The organism is Klebsiella sp. RC2, assembly GCF_014192815.1.
Lineage (GTDB): Bacteria > Pseudomonadota > Gammaproteobacteria > Enterobacterales > Enterobacteriaceae > Klebsiella > Klebsiella variicola.
Genome location: NZ_JACHYL010000002.1, coordinates 227,797 through 243,857 on the forward strand (window position 1 = coordinate 227,797; position 16,061 = coordinate 243,857).

General features: G+C 48.3%; 23 protein-coding genes and 1 pseudogene. 3 read left to right on the plus strand and 21 right to left on the minus strand.

The annotated features are described in order from the left end of the window. Window positions 1-2: 2 nt before the first annotated feature. Complete coding sequence (locus FHW76_RS05935; protein ID WP_183476576.1) at window positions 3-1,616, minus strand: TerL protein; 1,614 nt, start codon at window positions 1,614-1,616, stop codon at window positions 3-5. A gap of 94 nt (window positions 1,617-1,710) precedes the next feature. Between FHW76_RS05935 and FHW76_RS05940 the strand changes: the two genes are divergently transcribed. Then, window positions 1,711-1,902 carry a YegP family protein gene (locus tag FHW76_RS05940; RefSeq protein ID WP_029498730.1) on the plus strand — a complete coding sequence of 64 codons (192 nt, stop codon included), beginning with the start codon at window positions 1,711-1,713 and terminating at the stop codon, window positions 1,900-1,902. A gap of 259 nt (window positions 1,903-2,161) precedes the next feature. Here the strand turns inward: FHW76_RS05940 and FHW76_RS05945 are convergent, their stop codons facing one another. The 8 genes and pseudogenes from FHW76_RS05945 to FHW76_RS05975 form a co-directional block, all read right to left on the minus strand. Beyond that, on the minus strand, window positions 2,162-2,635 hold the full coding sequence (locus FHW76_RS05945; protein WP_183476443.1) for a DUF2280 domain-containing protein: 474 nt from the start codon (window positions 2,633-2,635) through the stop codon (window positions 2,162-2,164). A 30-nt stretch (window positions 2,636-2,665) separates the two neighbouring features. After that, window positions 2,666-3,302, minus strand: a pseudogene (locus FHW76_RS05950) (putative metallopeptidase). Window positions 3,303-3,381: 79 nt separating this feature from the next. Then, a complete protein-coding gene (locus FHW76_RS05955; protein WP_183476446.1) occupies window positions 3,382-3,714 on the minus strand; it encodes a hypothetical protein in 333 nt (110 codons plus the stop codon). 256 nt (window positions 3,715-3,970) lie between these two features. Next, entirely contained in the window at window positions 3,971-4,177 is a 207-nt protein-coding gene (locus FHW76_RS26380) for an Rz1 lytic protein (protein WP_260182242.1), read from the minus strand. A gap of 61 nt (window positions 4,178-4,238) precedes the next feature. Continuing rightward, window positions 4,239-4,751 carry a hypothetical protein gene (locus FHW76_RS05960; RefSeq protein ID WP_183476449.1) on the minus strand — a complete coding sequence of 171 codons (513 nt, stop codon included), beginning with the start codon at window positions 4,749-4,751 and terminating at the stop codon, window positions 4,239-4,241. 201 nt (window positions 4,752-4,952) lie between these two features. Further along, window positions 4,953-5,303: a hypothetical protein gene (locus tag FHW76_RS05965; RefSeq protein ID WP_183476579.1), complete on the minus strand. Its 351-nt coding sequence runs from the start codon at window positions 5,301-5,303 to the stop codon at window positions 4,953-4,955. Window positions 5,304-5,508: 205 nt separating this feature from the next. Beyond that, window positions 5,509-6,006 (minus strand): lysozyme, encoded by a 498-nt coding sequence (locus FHW76_RS05970; protein ID WP_183476581.1) that lies wholly within the window; start codon window positions 6,004-6,006, stop codon window positions 5,509-5,511. After that, entirely contained in the window at window positions 5,984-6,253 is a 270-nt protein-coding gene (locus tag FHW76_RS05975; protein ID WP_183476452.1) for an HP1 family phage holin, read from the minus strand. The genes FHW76_RS05970 and FHW76_RS05975 overlap by 23 nt, the downstream gene beginning before the upstream one ends. A gap of 437 nt (window positions 6,254-6,690) precedes the next feature. Between FHW76_RS05975 and FHW76_RS05980 the strand changes: the two genes are divergently transcribed. Then, window positions 6,691-7,215 (plus strand): hypothetical protein, encoded by a 525-nt coding sequence (locus FHW76_RS05980; protein WP_183476454.1) that lies wholly within the window; start codon window positions 6,691-6,693, stop codon window positions 7,213-7,215. 403 nt (window positions 7,216-7,618) lie between these two features. On the opposite strand, the gene FHW76_RS05985 is transcribed toward FHW76_RS05980, so the two are convergent. From FHW76_RS05985 to FHW76_RS06040, 12 genes are all read right to left on the minus strand, one after another. Beyond that, window positions 7,619-8,218: a hypothetical protein gene (locus FHW76_RS05985; RefSeq protein WP_183476457.1), complete on the minus strand. Its 600-nt coding sequence runs from the start codon at window positions 8,216-8,218 to the stop codon at window positions 7,619-7,621. After that, window positions 8,215-8,859 (minus strand): phage N-6-adenine-methyltransferase, encoded by a 645-nt coding sequence (locus tag FHW76_RS05990; RefSeq protein ID WP_183476460.1) that lies wholly within the window; start codon window positions 8,857-8,859, stop codon window positions 8,215-8,217. Before FHW76_RS05990 ends, FHW76_RS05985 begins: the two co-directional genes overlap by 4 nt. Next, on the minus strand, window positions 8,856-9,161 hold the full coding sequence (locus tag FHW76_RS05995; RefSeq protein WP_023158891.1) for a Ref family recombination enhancement nuclease: 306 nt from the start codon (window positions 9,159-9,161) through the stop codon (window positions 8,856-8,858). Before FHW76_RS05995 ends, FHW76_RS05990 begins: the two co-directional genes overlap by 4 nt. 145 nt (window positions 9,162-9,306) lie before the next feature. Beyond that, a complete protein-coding gene (locus FHW76_RS06000) occupies window positions 9,307-9,474 on the minus strand; it encodes a hypothetical protein (protein WP_162921945.1) in 168 nt (55 codons plus the stop codon). Between the two features lie 518 nt (window positions 9,475-9,992). Then, window positions 9,993-10,448: a terminase small subunit gene (locus FHW76_RS26640; RefSeq protein WP_409338952.1), complete on the minus strand. Its 456-nt coding sequence runs from the start codon at window positions 10,446-10,448 to the stop codon at window positions 9,993-9,995. Between the two features lie 180 nt (window positions 10,449-10,628). Next, a complete protein-coding gene (locus FHW76_RS06010) occupies window positions 10,629-11,462 on the minus strand; it encodes a toll/interleukin-1 receptor domain-containing protein (RefSeq protein WP_183476465.1) in 834 nt (277 codons plus the stop codon). A gap of 217 nt (window positions 11,463-11,679) precedes the next feature. After that, window positions 11,680-12,465 carry a hypothetical protein gene (locus FHW76_RS06015; RefSeq protein ID WP_183476467.1) on the minus strand — a complete coding sequence of 262 codons (786 nt, stop codon included), beginning with the start codon at window positions 12,463-12,465 and terminating at the stop codon, window positions 11,680-11,682. Further along, window positions 12,458-12,679: a hypothetical protein gene (locus FHW76_RS06020; protein ID WP_183476469.1), complete on the minus strand. Its 222-nt coding sequence runs from the start codon at window positions 12,677-12,679 to the stop codon at window positions 12,458-12,460. The genes FHW76_RS06015 and FHW76_RS06020 overlap by 8 nt, the downstream gene beginning before the upstream one ends. Then, window positions 12,679-13,074, minus strand: coding sequence for a hypothetical protein (locus FHW76_RS06025; RefSeq protein ID WP_032729773.1), 396 nt, complete (start codon window positions 13,072-13,074; stop codon window positions 12,679-12,681). Before FHW76_RS06025 ends, FHW76_RS06020 begins: the two co-directional genes overlap by 1 nt. 26 nt (window positions 13,075-13,100) lie before the next feature. Then, window positions 13,101-14,174 carry a hypothetical protein gene (locus FHW76_RS06030; RefSeq protein ID WP_183476471.1) on the minus strand — a complete coding sequence of 358 codons (1,074 nt, stop codon included), beginning with the start codon at window positions 14,172-14,174 and terminating at the stop codon, window positions 13,101-13,103. 266 nt (window positions 14,175-14,440) lie between these two features. Continuing rightward, entirely contained in the window at window positions 14,441-14,854 is a 414-nt protein-coding gene (locus FHW76_RS06035) for a toxin YdaT family protein (RefSeq protein WP_183476473.1), read from the minus strand. After that, a complete protein-coding gene (locus tag FHW76_RS06040) occupies window positions 14,854-15,123 on the minus strand; it encodes a YdaS family helix-turn-helix protein (protein ID WP_183476475.1) in 270 nt (89 codons plus the stop codon). Before FHW76_RS06040 ends, FHW76_RS06035 begins: the two co-directional genes overlap by 1 nt. A 71-nt stretch (window positions 15,124-15,194) precedes the next feature. Here FHW76_RS06040 and FHW76_RS06045 point away from each other — a divergent pair, with 71 nt between their 5' ends. After that, window positions 15,195-15,680, plus strand: a complete 486-nt coding sequence (locus tag FHW76_RS06045; protein ID WP_183476477.1) for a helix-turn-helix domain-containing protein — start codon at window positions 15,195-15,197, stop codon at window positions 15,678-15,680. The last annotated feature ends 381 nt before the right edge of the window (window positions 15,681-16,061 follow it).

Sequence of the window (16,061 nt, forward strand, 5' to 3'; positions counted from 1 at the left end):
GGTTATGCTCCGAGTTTTGCCCAGATATCCATCGCCGTATTCATAGGTGCATAGTTGATCATCACTGAGTCGGCGAGGTTAGGTGATTTCGTTCCATCCGGCTGTTTATCCACAAGGATTTTGCCGACGGCGTTCTTTGACCAGGTGGGCTGTGAAAGCTCCATTAGGAGACGGTCCTTGTTTTCTATCTTGCTACTGATGGAAATGATCTCATCAGGGTTATATTCCATACCCTGCAGTGCGCGGTAGGTATTGCGGAATAACTTACGAAGATGCCACCAGCTCTGGGCCTTTGCGTTAGCAAAGAAGTCCTTATTCAGGCGTGCAGGTTTCCCGTTGTCGCCGGGAACGGCTTCATCTTCCGGATCGAAAACACTACCGCTACCACGGAAAGGCGTTGCGGTGATTTGTGGCAGGCGTTCACCAGAACGAAGTTCGTTAATAACACGAGCATCGCCGCGAGCACCTGCCCCCAGACCATCCTCATCAAACCGGAATTCATCCAGTCCAAAATCATCACAATAGCCAAAGACCTTCACCACTGAATCGTAAATGTCGCTACCTTCACCTGACCATTCTTTGACGTCCTGCAGGAGGAAACCGTAACGAGCTGAGAATCCGTTTTTATCCTTACCCTCGTCCGCAATATCCATCGCGCCGAGGCGTTGACCGCTGGGCTCAATACCCAGCTTGATATGAGCATCTACAGCGGCCTGAACCCATTCAGAAGGGATCAGGATACCTTCGGCTGATGCCTGATAGTTGAGGTCCAGCTCCTGAGCAACGATGACCGGGTTATCAATTTTCTCGCACTCTTTCCGGTACCACTCATCATCCTTACGCGGATCGCTGCGCCAGTGGAATGTGAATACCGGGATTTTCCCGCTATGCCGTTTCTGCGCGAAAGGGTTGCTCATGCCATTGACAGAGGATAGATCGATACGGCAACGCGTGGTCTGCGAAAGCGCGGCATCAATCAGCAGCGGTCTCTGAAGAAATGCGGCCTCATCCACGAAATAAAGCGTCGTACGGTCACCGCGTCCGATGTTATCGCCTGCTTCCCCCTTGATTACCGCCCCTGTTTCCGGGAATTCAACACGCATATACGGCGCGTGCTTTTTCTCTGTCCAGGAGCCGCGGAACTCAACTGGAAGCATTTCAACAAACTTTCGAGCCTTCCAGAAAAGCGCCTTCGGGTCACCGGTGCTGTCCACGTACTCCTCTTTGCGGGAGCCGAAGCCAATCACCATTTCTTTGTTGAAAAGACATAACGAGCAAGCCAGCCCGATAGAGGTCCAACTCAGCCCCATTTCACGGCTTTTCTCCGTCAGCCCGTGTTCTAGTTGGCTGCGCCGCTCCATGATCCAGTTAATCCATTCCTCCTGGCGGGGGAACAGCAAAAACGGGATAGTAGCCGGAAGACCGTAATCGAGGTTGCGTGGGTCGGTAGTCATGCCCCAGTCAATGATGAACTGTGCCGGGTCGTCACGGTAAAACTGCCTCAGCGCAGGGATTACATCAGGGTTTTGCCTGATGCGCAGCAGGCGCTCCACCCTCCATTCAAAAACCATGTTGTAGTCAGGATTTTTGAAGTCGAATGTAAAGGGCAGCGGCATTTTGATCACTCCCATCAATGTTCTTTGCCAATACAAAAAACCAGTCTATCTTCAATTTGTAACCATTCATTTCGAATGGTTTAAGGAGAAAAAAATGGGTTACTTCGAGATACATAAAACTCAGAAAGACTACTCACAGCGTTATTACTTCGTCCTCAAAGCTGGAAATCATGAAGTTATTGCGACAAGTGAAATGTATTACACCAAAGGAGGGGCGGAAAACGGCATTCGCTCTGTTCAGATAAACGGCCCCTCGACAGATGTTCGTGATCATACCGGTGAATAAGGAACTGACTTAGGATTAATGTGGGAGGCGCCAACCTCCCATTTAACCACATTACAAATATGTTAAAAAACAGCCCTATTTAACATAATGACCGTTACCCGCACCACACGATCGACACTCATCACTAATTCAGCGTGAAGCCCCTGTTTAGGGGGGTTAGCCGGTTAAAAGTGGCAAAAATAGAGTGAATAAATCGTGCATAAAACAGGGTCAAAAATGCATAGGGTTTTTAACCTACATAAGGCTTATTTTTGCTGTTTTACCCCATTAGCTTTTTGTAAGCTTCAGCAGCTTCCTGTGGGGTCATTGCGACCGTTTCTGTTTTTATTGGACCACCGTCTTTTCCTGTGCTTTCAACCTTCAATTTGTTGCTGTAGGCATCCCCTACGTCTTTGGCGGCCTGTTCAAGTAGCTGCGCGGTCATGCCGTAGTTCTTCATACCTTCAGCGCTCACGGCCATGCGGTTTAGTACGCGGAGACGATAGGCTTTATTGGCAATCGGAATATCTGAAATCTCGGTCTGGAACCGCTCGCGGGTAGCATTGAAAAGGTTTACCCATTTCTTAGCCAATCCCTTACCGCTAACCTTCGTCGGATCGTGTGATTCAACCTGCTGAGGCGTTACTTTTATCCCAAAATTTTTATGGATGGCCTCGACCACAATCGACAGGGTGTCATAGCACGCAAGCATTTGAACGATGGCGGCTTTCACTTCTGGTTTTAGTGCAGCCATACATCACCATCCTTCCAAAACATTCCAAATTTACGCCAGCTTCAACATGCACGTCCCGCACGCCCTGGCAACATCGATATGAGCAACCTCCGCCGGCCTGTTCGCCGCATCAACTATTTCCTGCACGTCTTTGCTGGCACCGTAACGCCGGACCACTCCAACGAACTCTTCGACGTCGTGGCCGCGAAGTTTCAGCACCGGCATTCCGGTCTCTTTGTTGAACTTCGGAGCGCCGTAATCGTCGGTAGCCTGGGCAATGTGGTAAAGCTCATGTTCAAGCAGCGCGCAGAATTCGACGTTGCTGCATTGCTCGCAGTAGTCGGCAGCCAACGTGATGATGTACTTCGGTATGCGACCGAACCATTCATGCATCTGCTGCTCCATGCGGGACTTCTGCCAGCCGCCGGCGCGCATCATTACCTGCTCACACTGGCCCAGCACAATGCGGCCACTTTTGGTGAATGAGCCAGAGGCCCACATAAACGCCATATCAGCATCGAGCAAGTGCACATGGTCAGGGTTATGGATTCGGCCCTCTTCGGAGAGGATGTTCTGATTTACCCATTCTCCGATTTCGGCAGCAGGAATCAGCCGGGTATACGGCAGCCAGTTTTCGCCAGTGAAGTTGATGGGGGGGGTATGGTCTATTTTCTTTTAGCTTGGTCATGTTCCCCCCAAAGGTTAGAGCCATTAAAAAAGCCCCCCTGCAAGGGGGGGCTTTATTTTCATGTAATATTGAAGTTGGTTTAGGCTTTTACACAAGTACAATTCCAACCAGTTCCGAAATAATTAGCCTTGCAATAAGTACATCCTTCATTTGGATAACATTCTGCCGTTGGACCACCTCCGTAGCAACTTCTACTTAGGATTTTGTCCAAATCATTCCTCACTTCAGATATCGAAAGGCCATTTGTCTTAGAATATATTGCGATAAACTCATCTTCAGTATTAGGCGTGAGAAATATCCGCCCACCGACATTTATTTTTTTAAAACCATATTTTGAAACCACTATCGGATAATCATCTGCTCTTTCTACATCGGCAATAAAAGCTTCAAATTCTGAAGAGCGCTGGCTCATAGACCACCTCAGCGGCTTTGAAAACGCTTAATTCTACAGATCCCATCGAGAATGATGACTCGATATCAATACAAGTATTAATTGATAACGGTAATTGTCAATAAACGTTATTATCAATTTTTTGTAAACGTAACATATCCCCTTCTCATCTTTGCGAGCCCTCAAGATGTGGATCGCCTCTTTGGTTGACACAAGATCTATGCTTCTTCTCGGGTAAGCATTATCGAGCCATCTCGTAAGGTGGCTCTGTAATGCCCTACTGGCGTTTTATTTCCGCCTGCCTAATGTCAGCCTTGTCACGGTTGCACTGCCCGAGCGCTGAAAGCAGACTGACGTTTAAATCTAGGCTTTTACCCCACGTCAGATTGTCAGGGATTGCTGGTTGCGGGGTGTCAGCCGTCAGGCTGGCAGGTAAAGACACTACCGGCACCTTGACATAAACCGTTCTCGTATTGCTGTCCAATTAAAAAGCCACCGGTTAACGGTGGCCTTTGTAATAGCAATTCACACTATATTTAACTGATTCATTGCTTATCGATTTTTTTTAGTATCTCTTGCTTGTCGGCATTACATTGTTTGAGAGAAATCAGTGTATCGCCATACAGTTCAGCAAGCTGTCCCCAGGTGACCCCTTTGGGTATAGCTGGGGCTGCGTTTATTTTCCGTAATTCATCAGGTATGGAAACTATTTTTGCTGCTTGCCTGACATTTGCTGCAGAGATAAAAATTGTTCCTATATAACCCACTGAATTTAGAATAATTATTGCAATGACAAAATATCTCATTCCCTTACTGCGCAACTTCCGGCACAGCTTGTATGCATCAGAACCGACATAACACAGTGATATGATCGTCAGCACCGAGAACGAGATGGCAGAAATGAGATATGTTATTGAAGCCATTAGATTAACCCGCTCAGAAAAGTAAATTGCAGCCAAGTAATATGAGCCAGCAACTAGAACCAGTACCGAAGCAAGAAAAGCCACTGAGTCTTTGAAAAAGGTTTTTATTAAAGCTAATGGGGATGAATCAATCATTATGGTTCCTGTTATGAGTAGTTGTAATCCCAAAAAGATACACTACTTGATCACTTCAGGCACTGCGTGCGGATGTAGTCCTACTACTGACTGATTGCCCGGTAGTAAGCCTGCCAGCGGTATTTATCTAACCGCAGTTGACGCAGGCATTGAGCGTTTTCGACGTCCGACTGCAGGTCTTCGTCACTGTCTCTCCCTGCGTCACTTGCTTTGCACGGCGCCGTCATCAAATCCGGGGATGGCATTGGCAGCGTCGATGGCACGTTGGCGCAGCTGCACTGCATCATCGTCAAACCGGCAAACAGTACGATTCGGAGACTGGACATATTTCACCACGTCGCGGGTTATGGTTCGGTAGATGACCTTGCCCTCTTCTGTAGCGGCAGCGGCCTTTTGCTCAACAGGCTGGATAGCCTTTTCGGCTTTCTCTTTTTTCTTCACCGCCAGGGCATTGATATGGTCAGCGTGAGAATTCCAGCCAGAACGCCATGAGAAAACACAGCAAAGCAGCAGGATAACCACTGCGCTGATAATGGCGGTTAATCGGCTCATTGTTTTATCCGCCTGTCGAAATAGATTCCCACGTAGCCAGCGCCCCAGCGGGTGTACATCCACAGGCGCAGTCCATATGAGGGGCTGCAAACTGCGATCGGTACTAGCCCGAAGGAAACCCAGCGCCACCATGGCCATTTCTGGGGGCCATGCGTTGGCTTCAGGTCTTTTGCAAAATGAGCAATTGAACGCTCAAACTTTATCTTCATTTCTGCCCCCACAGACAAACTTCGCGCTCAATCTCGCGGCGAGTTACCAGGCCTTTCCACTGCTTGCCCTTGGCATAAGTCCAGCGGCGCAGTTGGTCACACGCCCCCTTCTGGTCGCCCTGGTTGATTTTGCGCAGCAGCGTGGAGGTCTGGAAATTGCCAGCGCCGACGTTATAGGCGAACGAGTACAGAGCCCCGCGCATTGTCTCGGGGATCGGCTTCTGGATGTATGGGTTAATCTGGCGTGCGACGGTGTTCAGGTCTTTACTGAGCAGCGCACGGCATTCAGCCTCGGTGTACTTCTTGCCGAGCATGATGTCTTTGCCAGTGTGTCCATAGCAGACAGTCCAGACGCCTACCACATCCTGATAGGGGTTGTACCGCACACCTTCAAGACCATCGTTACCGGTTGTGCCAGTGATGAGCGCAGAAGCAATGGCTATGGCGCCACCGCCGACGGCAGCGATAACGCTATTCCTCAGTTTTGGTGTCATAGCCATTGAGCCGATCCTCGCGTTCTTTCCGCCGGTAGTACCAGTTCACCCCGCAGGTGGTAATGGTGCAGGCGATACCGACAATAATTGCCCATTCACTCAGGGTCATCCCCGCTATTTTGTCGGCCAAAATCCATACCTCTGCCTTAACTGCCCCGGCATACGCCTTTGCTGAGACACCGCAGCCCGTCAGTGCGGTCCCGGTGCCGTATGAAAGTCTGCTGTAAATGGTGCTCATTTTTGTCATAACCTCACCTCCGTTGATGACGGATGGCGCTGTGCGTAAAGGGGAAAAAAGGCCCAGACCCTGCGGGCTGATTTATCAACAAAGTACGTCGGGGATGACTCCCGAGGGTCTGGGCATGCTCAATAAAAAACCCGCTCAAGGCGGGAAGAAATACCAAGGGTAAAAGCAACGGCGTGGTAGCCGTAATGTTCCCAAGGTAGAGGGATTGGAAGTGGTGGCCGGAGCTGATCTCCAGCTTGTTCGTGTTCAAATAACTACCCTCAGTTACTTGATCCATCCAGCGGCATTACCCGGTTGAGGTCCTTTCCAGAGACTATCTCGTGCATCAGCCTGTGCATTCACCACAAAAGTGACATTTCCCATTTGCCGAAATCCTAGCCTTATGCGACTTTGAATTGTCGAGATTCAGGTAACGCAATCAACAAGGAGCTCATGCAGTGGAAAATTTCATCAAGGCAATTCAAACGTCTATCGAGGGTAAAAATTGGTACTCGGTACTATTTATTTCACTAACCCTTCCAGACATCTGCGGAAAGATAGATACCCCTTCAAGTAATAGTTCTAAAACCAGAACCATAGAATGGTGTGATAAATATTTAACCCCGCTATACACTGTTCGCCTTGGCATTGCTCGAGAAGAACATATTCTCTTGGGTGGCGCTGATTTTTACGCGCTCCGTTGTGCATATTTACATGAGGGTAGTGACGACGTAACTACGCAAAAAGCAAGGCAACATATTGATAAGTTTCGGTTCATCCAGCCCCTAACTGACGGGTTATGTATCCATAACAACAAAAACCATAATACGCTGCAACTTCAGGTTGATGAGTTCGGCAAGGACATAATAAAAGCAGTGCATAACTGGCTTGACGATATTAAAGACGACCCAGCGAAAAAAGCAGAGGTAGACTCTCTGCTCAATATTGAAATGATTGATATCTCAAAAGGATTTTCTGTGTAGGCGCTTACCACCCACCAAACCTATACATGGGAAGCTACGCGACCATAAAGCTTCTGCTTTAAACGTCATCAGGCGTAGTGGGTATCCGCTTGGGTATCTACTTAGTAGGCGATGATGCCGTAAGACTTGTAATAAAATCCTCAGCGGTTACTGAGGCTTGTTGGTTTTCATTTTCTGCAATACGACGATGTGACAGGGGTACTGATGCAATGCATCTCGCGAATACCCCTGTCGTATCGCCGGAAAGCAAAAACCCCGCAAGGGCGGGGCTTTCGTCATGTTCAAATTGTCGCTTCTCATCGCTGCCATCGTGGCGGAGCTCTGCCAAGCATGAATGAATTATCTAAACTTCCGGGTGAAAATCAATGTTAATTTCAATCAAGAGCACAAAAAGCTAAAGCAGCTAACTTCTCAGGTTTTTGCGGGCGGCTAAAAATGCCTTCCCCTGAAATATCTTGAGGCACCATTTCACGCGCTCTCTCGACTGGTCCGCCGTCAGCCAGGGCGCCAGCTTTTGAAGCTCTCTGGTTATGTCTGATATTTTTTTTCGGGTTGTGTAGTAACTCATTCCGACGATGTAAATCGGGTCGGTAACCTCAAAGGCGTCCAGTACGCACTTCTCCATGAATTCGGCGTCGTCGTTGCTGATGGCGGTATCTATCACGCTGCTTTCCAGCTTCGGCCAGAGAATGACCTGTGCACGCTTCAGAGCATTGGGACCACGAAAGCCCTCAGCCCTTGCCTGCTCAATTGCCGCGGTAAAGCGCTCTAACGCTTTATCTGACCATCTCTCCCCCTTAACTGACCACCAGCAAGAGTGTGCTGTGGGCTTACGTGGGTATACCTCCCCTCGCTGGCTTTCCCCCCATACAGTAAGAAGTGACTTAATCCAGGCTGACTGGATGCCGGTCAATAACTCAGGGCGCCCAAGGTAACGTTTGTGCGTGGCGATCGCGACCTCTGACATAGCGGTGTTTTGTCTGCGGCGTTGTAGTGGTGTCATGCAATATCTCCCTTACCAGCAGCAAACTGCGCCCGTGACATAAATGCGCGGCCCTTATCTTCAAGCACCGCTCGATTGATGTAACTAAACCGCTCACCAGCCCATGACTTATCAAACATGACAATGGCGCCAGCGAAAAACGCACTGGTCGGCCTTTGTTTGTCATCGGCCGGCTTAAACCACTCAGGCAGATCGAAACCAATTCGCCCACGAGTAAAGCAGACGTGATCCGCATCTTCCGGCCACCATGTTTCGCTTGTGGCTGACTTCACCAGGAAAACATAACGACCGTCCTTCTCTCGTTGCGCAGCTGCATAGTTCATGATGTGCGTCATGCCAGTGATGGCTTGTTTTTCGTGGTACTGAGAGCGACTGTAAGGTGGGTTTCCATAGGCTGCACCACCGATTGAGGAAAGCATTTCCGGCCAGTCCTGTGTCAGTGCGTTATCTTCCGCGGTGTACCAGACAGGACATTTTGCGTTGCTGTCATCTGAGAACAGGTCCAGCATCAGCGGGCCAAACATCGCGTTAATGCCCCAGAACAGCAGATCAGGGGTCCGCCACTGGTCGCCGACTTCTTTTAATAAATGGGAAGGCGCATTGCGTAAGGATGAGAGGGATTCACAGTAAGAATTAGTCATGCGCAGGCCTCCCCTAACTCTTGGAGTACCTGACTCAGTAACTCAGCCTCAGTACCGAACTTTTCTTCCCATGACTTACGGCCAGCATGAATAGCAACGCCGTAGCCACCAGTACGGTGATGGGCATGGCATAGCGGAATGACATGGAAGTTATCTGCGCGGACAGACAAGCCAGTACCAGAGCTGCAGTGATGGATTTCAGCAGGCGATTCGCCGTAATTGAGGTTCCGGCATACGATGCAGCCCAATGCAGCTACGCGGCTCAGATGGAGCTTTTCAGCCTTGGTTTTAGATTTGCTCATATCGCACCACCCTGGTACGACAGACAAGCAAAAACACCGCGCGCAAAGGCACGGCGTTGAATGGAATTACTGCGTTTTTGCGTCATCACTTTTCTCCGGTGATGGCGCGATAGGTTCGGTGTTCAGCCGAAGTGATTAGTATAAATCAGCTTTTCTTCTTCCGGAAGAAGCTTTTGCATTGCTTGTGAGATTCCTCGGTATTTATGATTTCCCCATCCTCTAATGGGGTAAGAACAAAAATCCCCCCTGGCAGACTATCAACGACATAACGCCCCAGAATGCGAATTGCTTCAATAATCTCTTTCTCACTCATTAGTTAGCACCTTGTGATTATTCCATAAATATTGGTTTTTGCTTTTCCTGTACAGGGATGGCTAAAAATGAACTCGCGACGTTCTGGAATACAATGACATAATTAAATCGCCCATCAAGACCCTATTTTCACGGAAAGGGGAGAATGAAAATAAAAATATAAAAATTAATAAATTCAACACCTTAAATGAAGACAGCAAATATAAAAAAGTCATTCATATTTTTTCTCTGGCGCAACCCCCTATTTCACTCAGATAGAAGAATCTAGCCAATTTCAGGATTTAATTAATTACATGAAAAATTGAGCAGCAGAAAACACTACCGCGACAAAGAATGCACATTTTGTGTTGTGCGCAACCCCCTATTTAACCTAACTAAAGGTCTTCATCTAACTTCAGAGTTTAACGATTACAATTCTGTACTATGCAGCATAAAAAACTTTAAAAGAGGAAGGTGCATATTTTGTATAGTGTGCAAGCCCCTATTTACTCGCATAATGAATAGAAATGTTCGAGATTGTCAGATTAAACAAACCCGCCGAAGCGGGGTCTCATTGAGGGGGTTTTTCGGCGACCTTGTTGTGAACTTCCCACAGGCTAATGCCGCAACTCGCGCAGAAGTTAGCAAGATAGTCCAGACTCGGCAATTACCGAATATCGCCGCGTGTAGCCAAAAAAACGACAGTCTCTTTATCGCCCCCTCAAACAGGCCTACCACTTTCAGACCGGGCAGGAACTGACAACATGCCTTTGACCATGCACTCAGCAGCTTACGTGTCAGCTCAACTGTCCTCATGTCCAGCAGGTCCAGATCGTCAATCTCTACCTGCCGCCGCAACACATAGTTATCACCGATTTTGGTGCGATAGTTACCCTGATACATTAGTTCTGCAAAGCGTTTGGCTATGCTGATGTTCACCTGCAATTTGCTGGCATTCACCACAGCAGTTTTCGCAGAATACCCGGCAGCGACAATAGCCTATGCTGAATTTTCCGAATTCTTAATATGGTTCTAAAAAATTTTCCAATGCTGGGTTGATATCGCGGATAGGTTGCTGACGCGCCATGTAATCACTTGGTAAATGTTACTGTATTGATAAGAGAATCACGTAAAAGAAAACCGCCAAACGGCGGTTTGAATCAATTTCTATTTAGATTAAAAGTTCACCTTCCAAACACCGCCAGGTATGTGTCCAGGGTTAAGAGTGCTATTAACTTTCTGAGGGATAATATCCCATCGCTCAGTTTCCACTTTGTGTAGAACAAATTTTATCTTTAGCTTTTCACCATCTTTTTTTGATAAGCTAACTATCATAGGAATTTTAGTTGTTATACCTCTAGGCACGCTAACAAATTGGCTATCAACTACACTACCATTTGTGAGCTTAACTCCTTTATGAAAGCCAGCGGTATACATTGACTCTTTCATACTACAAATTACATCCCCTTCCTCTAAGTTACCCTCAAAACAAATTAAACAGTCAGAAATAGCCTCAAGGAAATATCCCGCGGAAATATACAGTATTATAGAGTTATCCTCATTGAACTTGTAATCATAGCTTAGATTAGAGAACTTAGTATTTTTTGGTTTAAACGTACTCTTATTGTCAATAATATCTTTCATTTGAGCTAAAAGAGATTCTACTCCATTTGACATCAAGTCAAGGTATAAACTCTGTGTAAGTAACGCAGGCACTATTGAATCATCACATTTAATAGGAATGAATTTCAAAGCACCCTGAGCGGATTTCATCAACGCATTTTGCCATTCCAGTGTGACCATTTTTGAGTTAAGGCTATTTTCAGTTATGAAGAAGAAAAATATTTTCGCGTCTCCCAGACCAGAGTTCATTCTATCAATGATCCCTTCCCCAGGCTGAATTGACCATGAATCATAAAATACTTTATCCTCCCCATAAATGTTCAATAGCTGACTTGCGATATGTTCAACAAACGGTTTGTCTTTGTAATTATGGCTTAAAAAAATCATAGTGAATCCTTTGAATTATTACATGTCATAATAGTTATATCACCAGTTTCATCGATTACAATCCATTAGTTACCCAGCACACAGTCTCACGGACACAAGAACTGCTTGTAACATGCGCTACGTCACCATACTCAAGATATTTACGCTCTTTGATTGACTGATCGCCTGCGCTCTCCAAAGAGGCAATGAGCTCGGCTTCATTTTACCGTTGCTATGTTCATACTGTCTCCCCAAGCACCCAACGGAGTGCGTTTGCATACTCACCCTCGGCTGATTCCAGGGCTTTTGTGATTTCTTTGCGGGTTTTCAGGCGCGGCTTTGCCTCGCCGAGGATCTGACGCTGACGCCGGGCTTTTTCATGGCCGGTTGTGCCAGCAGTTGCCTGCTCGATTTCTGCTACCTTTTCCCGCTGTTCTTCGGGTTTCAGTGACGCCAGCTGACGCGCCTGGGTAACAGTGACCGTTCCGGACTCCACGGCATCGCGAACAGCCTGGGTGGCATCCAGCAGTGACAGAGTTGCGCGTACGGTCTGGACACTCACGCCAAACATCAGCGCTAAATCGTCCTCGTCGTGCCCGCGTTCCAGCGCATCAGCCATTTTCTTTGCTCGGCCCAGTGGCGTATCTGCCTGGCGGATTTCGTTAGCACTTACCATCGCCTGCGCCATGCGAATGGCAGAGCCACGTTTAGGGACCCCGGGAACCAGTAACGGTTCTTTTCCTGCTTTTGACAGCCGCTTGTTAGCTTCGAGTGTATGGCGCACACGCTGGCGACCATCAACCACACAAGACAGCCCTGTCTCCGGGTCTTTCCAGACGATAATCGGCTCAAGAACACCCTGGTCCATGATGTTCAGCACCATTGCCTCGCTGATAGGCAGGTGGATACGTTCATCGTAAAGCGGGTGCGTTTTGTCGGTAACCAGGTGCAGTTTTTCAGGTTCAAACGCTAAAACATTCGTTTTGCCGCTGGCGCCGTATACAACCTTTGAGTCTTTAGCCATTTTTCACTTCACCTTTTTTCTGTTCGACCTGCTGAGACCATTTTTCAATCAGCCGGATTTTCGATTTGCTCTTGCCACCAGCCCAGTAGCTATCCTGTACGCGGAGATGTCCGTAAGGGCATCGCAGTGCCCCGGAACAGGCGCCAGCCTGGTAATCCCGAAAATAAAACTCAGTAGCGGAACCACAGACCGGGCAATCAGGTATCTCTCTCATCACCGGGTCACCTCGCGGATTTTCTGGAATTTAGTGCCGTGGTGCGGATTGCCAGGATTAGTAACCTTCGAATTCATAAACCCGGCGGCCACCAGACGTTCACAGCGGTAACGAGGGCGATCAACAAAACCAGCCAGGGACTGCCACTCAAACCAGACGCCAACCGGCACCGACTGGAGCAACTTGATATCCAGCGCGGTGAGTTTGCTGGTTACCGCTACGGGCTCGGTACTTCCACCCGGCATCCAGTAGCCATTCAGGTTTTGCGCTTTGCCTTCGCGCTCCAGCACCATCAGGCGGGCCAGCATTTCAGGTGCTGTCAGGTCGAAATAGACCGCCAGCTCACGGCAGGTGACTTTCTCCAGCTCTTTCAGCACGTCAGTAATTTTTTCCATCAGAGATATCCTCACGGTTAAATTTGTTAGCCCCGGAAACCTTTCGGGATGTCGGTATCCAGTTTGCTGCTCACACCGAACGAGCTGCCGGTTGCCAGGTTTGCCGGGCATAACTTCAGAGCCAGCTCCTGCCATTTGCTGCGTAGGGTTTTCACGGATTGAACTCGGGAGCACCAGAACTGATCGCGCTGAATGCGCTCAATCATGATGCGGATTTGGTCATGGCTGCAGCCGTGCTCCTGGCGCAGCAAACAAATTTCTTGCGCCCATGCTGCGAAGTTTGGCTCTCTCGGTTTTGCCAAAGTGCCGTCGAACTCTGCTGCGCGTTCGTAAAGCTCGATGATGGTCGACCAGAACCACGTAGCGAGATCGAAATCGTCATCGGTAGCGTCAGGAATAACTGCTGCCGGGATGACAGTTTTCTGAGTCGATTCAGAAAAGTTATCCACAGGAGAAAACTCTCCCGCGTGGTTTTTAAGATCTGTATGTAATGATCTGTTTTTAAGATCTGTATAGAGATAGGATTCGGCTTGAGAGCCGATTCCAGGATTCGGGTCATGAGCCGTTTCCATTCGGCTCTTGGGGCGAATGCATTCGGCTTGTGAGCCGATTCCATTACTTTCAACAACTTGCTTCGATTCGGCTTTTGCGCCGTTTCCATTCGGCTTATAAGCCGTTTCCATTACTTTCAGCGACTTATTCCCATTCGGCTCTTGAGCCGAATCCAGTATTTGCGGGAATATCCGGGAAATGAGCGCTTCCTGGTCAATTCGGTAATGCTTTTTGGGTGTTCCTCCCACCTGGCGAAGCTCTTCTTCGATTACGCCAGAAAGGTACTGACCCGTAATTTTGAACATCGCTTTTCGGACAACATCGCCATCTTTAGCGCGAACCTCTTTCGCAAGCGCCGCATGCTCCTTGTAAAACCAGCCATCATCCAGACTCGACTTACCCGACCAGAACACCAGCTGATTGAGAATCGCTGCCAGCAAATGCTGCTGCCTGTCTCCAGCAAATAAATCCAGATAGGGACCGGGAATCGTTATGCTGTTCCCCTGCCCTGACATGGCCTGAACAATTTCAAAGACCTGATTGCTCATACCAAAACCTCATTGTGTAGCCGTAAAAACTCACGTAACCCCATCCAGCCAACAGTTCCGCAGTCTCTCCGATAGGAAACGTCTTTCTCAGTTGCCGTGAGTACCGTCACCATGTGCCCCTTGTGTCTGTGCTGAAAGCGTGCTGCCGCCTTTGGGTATCCCGTTACTCTCGCAATCCCCTTCGGATGGCACATACGCCGGATAAGCCTTTTTAAGGCGTGCAATCAATTCAGCAGCAGACTGGTTACACATAGTCATCTCCGGAATCAGTGGTATTTCGGTACTTCAACAGCGCCAGGTTGATACGCCTTGCTGTATACGGCCTCGATCGCGTCATCGTGCGCATCAATAGCCGTTCCAATGGCGTACTGAGCTGCGAGCAATGCCCGGCGTTCAATGGTGTCGTAAATACTTAAGCGATGACGGATTTCACGCGGGAGAACGCGCAAGATTGCTGGGAGCAGCAAACGGATTTTCTCTCGCTGTAGTTCGGTCTCACCTTTCAGCCAGCGGTGGAAAATGTTTTGCTGGTTACTCCAGGTTTTCCCCGGCACCAGGCGCAGCTGAGTGCCGCCAATACGTACATATTCCTCAGCGATAGCATTTGCCGCGAACGCCTGACCAACTTCCGCAGCCCAGGCCAGCAGAACCATTTCAACATGCTCGTGTTTGATTTCCATCAATCAGACTCCTTCCGACGCTTGGTGATAATTTCTTCTGTAAGCCCACTAAGTGGAGTGGGGTGAAGATCTGGGCGAAGTTCATGAGGCGTGACTACCCAGCCCCCCATACGGCAGAGCGGGATAACACGATCGCTGGGGACACAATTACGGTTAATCCAATTTGCTACAGACTGACTCGACTTGAAGTTGAACATACGGGCGACGCAGGACACGTTACCAATCGCTTTAACGGCCTTTTCCGTAATGTTTTTGTATGATGTAGGCATTCTTACCTCCTGTTAGTTGGTAAGTAGAGAATGCTACACAAAGTAGAGAATTGCAACTACTTAAAATAGAAATGACTAAAAAGACGCTCTGCCGTAATCTTCTACCTATGGTAGAAAAAACGAATAAACACCAAGACTTCGCAGATCGACTTAACTTAGAGATGAGTAAAAAAAACTTGTCTGTTAAGCAGTTAAGTCTGGCGGGGCAAGTAACTTACGAAATGGCTAGGCGGTATACGCTCGGCACGGCCAAGCCACGCGATGAAAAACTGATAAGAATTGCGGAATGGTTAAACGTACCTCCTGCGTGGCTGGACTACGGAGCTACTGAGGCAGGCATTGAATCCGACACTGTTCCGGAAACCGGCACCGCTTCCCATTACGATAAGCATGATGAATCAGAGTTCGCCAACCTAAGTGATGAGGAAAAGCGCTTGCTCCGGGTATTTAGAAAATTCCCCGATGCAGAAGCTAACAACATGCTTCTAGCTTTTGAGATCCGCTATAAGAAGCTCCTAGAATTTTATAGCGAGTACGCAGATCCTGAAAAAAAATAGCTAATACCTACAACTAACAAAACCCAGTCCGGCTGGGTTTTTTTGTGCCCGCCATTCACAAAAGCAACTTAAAGTGGACACAAATCTCTACTTTGGGTATTGACCAATCTACTTTATGTTGTATTCTTCTACTTATCAACACAACGGTGCGATAGGTTAAACGTTCGGTTGGCCGCCAGAAGGCTAAAAGCTACAGACCTTGCAATGCAGTGAATGCGGCTATGCGCACGCGGTTCAGTTAAAGCAGCACCACTTGTTTCCCGAAGTGGGGTGGAAAGAAAGCTGCCGATACCAGTTGTTAACTGGCTGGTATCACCGGGAGGCACCCGGCACTGCATTCCAAGGTCTGTTAGGTACTCAATACGCATGAGGGTAAGGAGA

What these genes read in the sequence shown, in the direction of transcription:
- FHW76_RS05940 (WP_029498730.1), top strand. Translation starts at nt 1,711, where the DNA reads ATGGGTTACTTCGAGATACATAAAACTCAGAAAGACTACTCACAGCGT.
- FHW76_RS06045 (WP_183476477.1), top strand. Translation starts at nt 15,195, where the DNA reads ATGACTAAAAAGACGCTCTGCCGTAATCTTCTACCTATGGTAGAAAAA.
- FHW76_RS05975 (WP_183476452.1), bottom strand. Translation starts at nt 6,253, where the DNA reads ATGACAAAAATGAGCACCATTTACAGCAGACTTTCATACGGCACCGGG.
- FHW76_RS05990 (WP_183476460.1), bottom strand. Translation starts at nt 8,859, where the DNA reads ATGACTAATTCTTACTGTGAATCCCTCTCATCCTTACGCAATGCGCCT.
- FHW76_RS05955 (WP_183476446.1), bottom strand. Translation starts at nt 3,714, where the DNA reads ATGAGCCAGCGCTCTTCAGAATTTGAAGCTTTTATTGCCGATGTAGAA.
- FHW76_RS05995 (WP_023158891.1), bottom strand. Translation starts at nt 9,161, where the DNA reads ATGAGCAAATCTAAAACCAAGGCTGAAAAGCTCCATCTGAGCCGCGTA.
- FHW76_RS06035 (WP_183476473.1), bottom strand. Translation starts at nt 14,854, where the DNA reads ATGGAAATCAAACACGAGCATGTTGAAATGGTTCTGCTGGCCTGGGCT.
- FHW76_RS06025 (WP_032729773.1), bottom strand. Translation starts at nt 13,074, where the DNA reads ATGGAAAAAATTACTGACGTGCTGAAAGAGCTGGAGAAAGTCACCTGC.
- FHW76_RS06030 (WP_183476471.1), bottom strand. Translation starts at nt 14,174, where the DNA reads ATGAGCAATCAGGTCTTTGAAATTGTTCAGGCCATGTCAGGGCAGGGG.
- FHW76_RS06000 (WP_162921945.1), bottom strand. Translation starts at nt 9,474, where the DNA reads ATGAGTGAGAAAGAGATTATTGAAGCAATTCGCATTCTGGGGCGTTAT.
- FHW76_RS05965 (WP_183476579.1), bottom strand. Translation starts at nt 5,303, where the DNA reads ATGAGCCGATTAACCGCCATTATCAGCGCAGTGGTTATCCTGCTGCTT.
- FHW76_RS05935 (WP_183476576.1), bottom strand. Translation starts at nt 1,616, where the DNA reads ATGCCGCTGCCCTTTACATTCGACTTCAAAAATCCTGACTACAACATG.
- FHW76_RS05960 (WP_183476449.1), bottom strand. Translation starts at nt 4,751, where the DNA reads ATGATTGATTCATCCCCATTAGCTTTAATAAAAACCTTTTTCAAAGAC.
- FHW76_RS06015 (WP_183476467.1), bottom strand. Translation starts at nt 12,465, where the DNA reads ATGGCTAAAGACTCAAAGGTTGTATACGGCGCCAGCGGCAAAACGAAT.
- FHW76_RS05985 (WP_183476457.1), bottom strand. Translation starts at nt 8,218, where the DNA reads ATGACACCACTACAACGCCGCAGACAAAACACCGCTATGTCAGAGGTC.
- FHW76_RS06020 (WP_183476469.1), bottom strand. Translation starts at nt 12,679, where the DNA reads ATGAGAGAGATACCTGATTGCCCGGTCTGTGGTTCCGCTACTGAGTTT.
- FHW76_RS06040 (WP_183476475.1), bottom strand. Translation starts at nt 15,123, where the DNA reads ATGCCTACATCATACAAAAACATTACGGAAAAGGCCGTTAAAGCGATT.
- FHW76_RS05945 (WP_183476443.1), bottom strand. Translation starts at nt 2,635, where the DNA reads ATGGCTGCACTAAAACCAGAAGTGAAAGCCGCCATCGTTCAAATGCTT.
- FHW76_RS06010 (WP_183476465.1), bottom strand. Translation starts at nt 11,462, where the DNA reads ATGATTTTTTTAAGCCATAATTACAAAGACAAACCGTTTGTTGAACAT.
- FHW76_RS05970 (WP_183476581.1), bottom strand. Translation starts at nt 6,006, where the DNA reads ATGACACCAAAACTGAGGAATAGCGTTATCGCTGCCGTCGGCGGTGGC.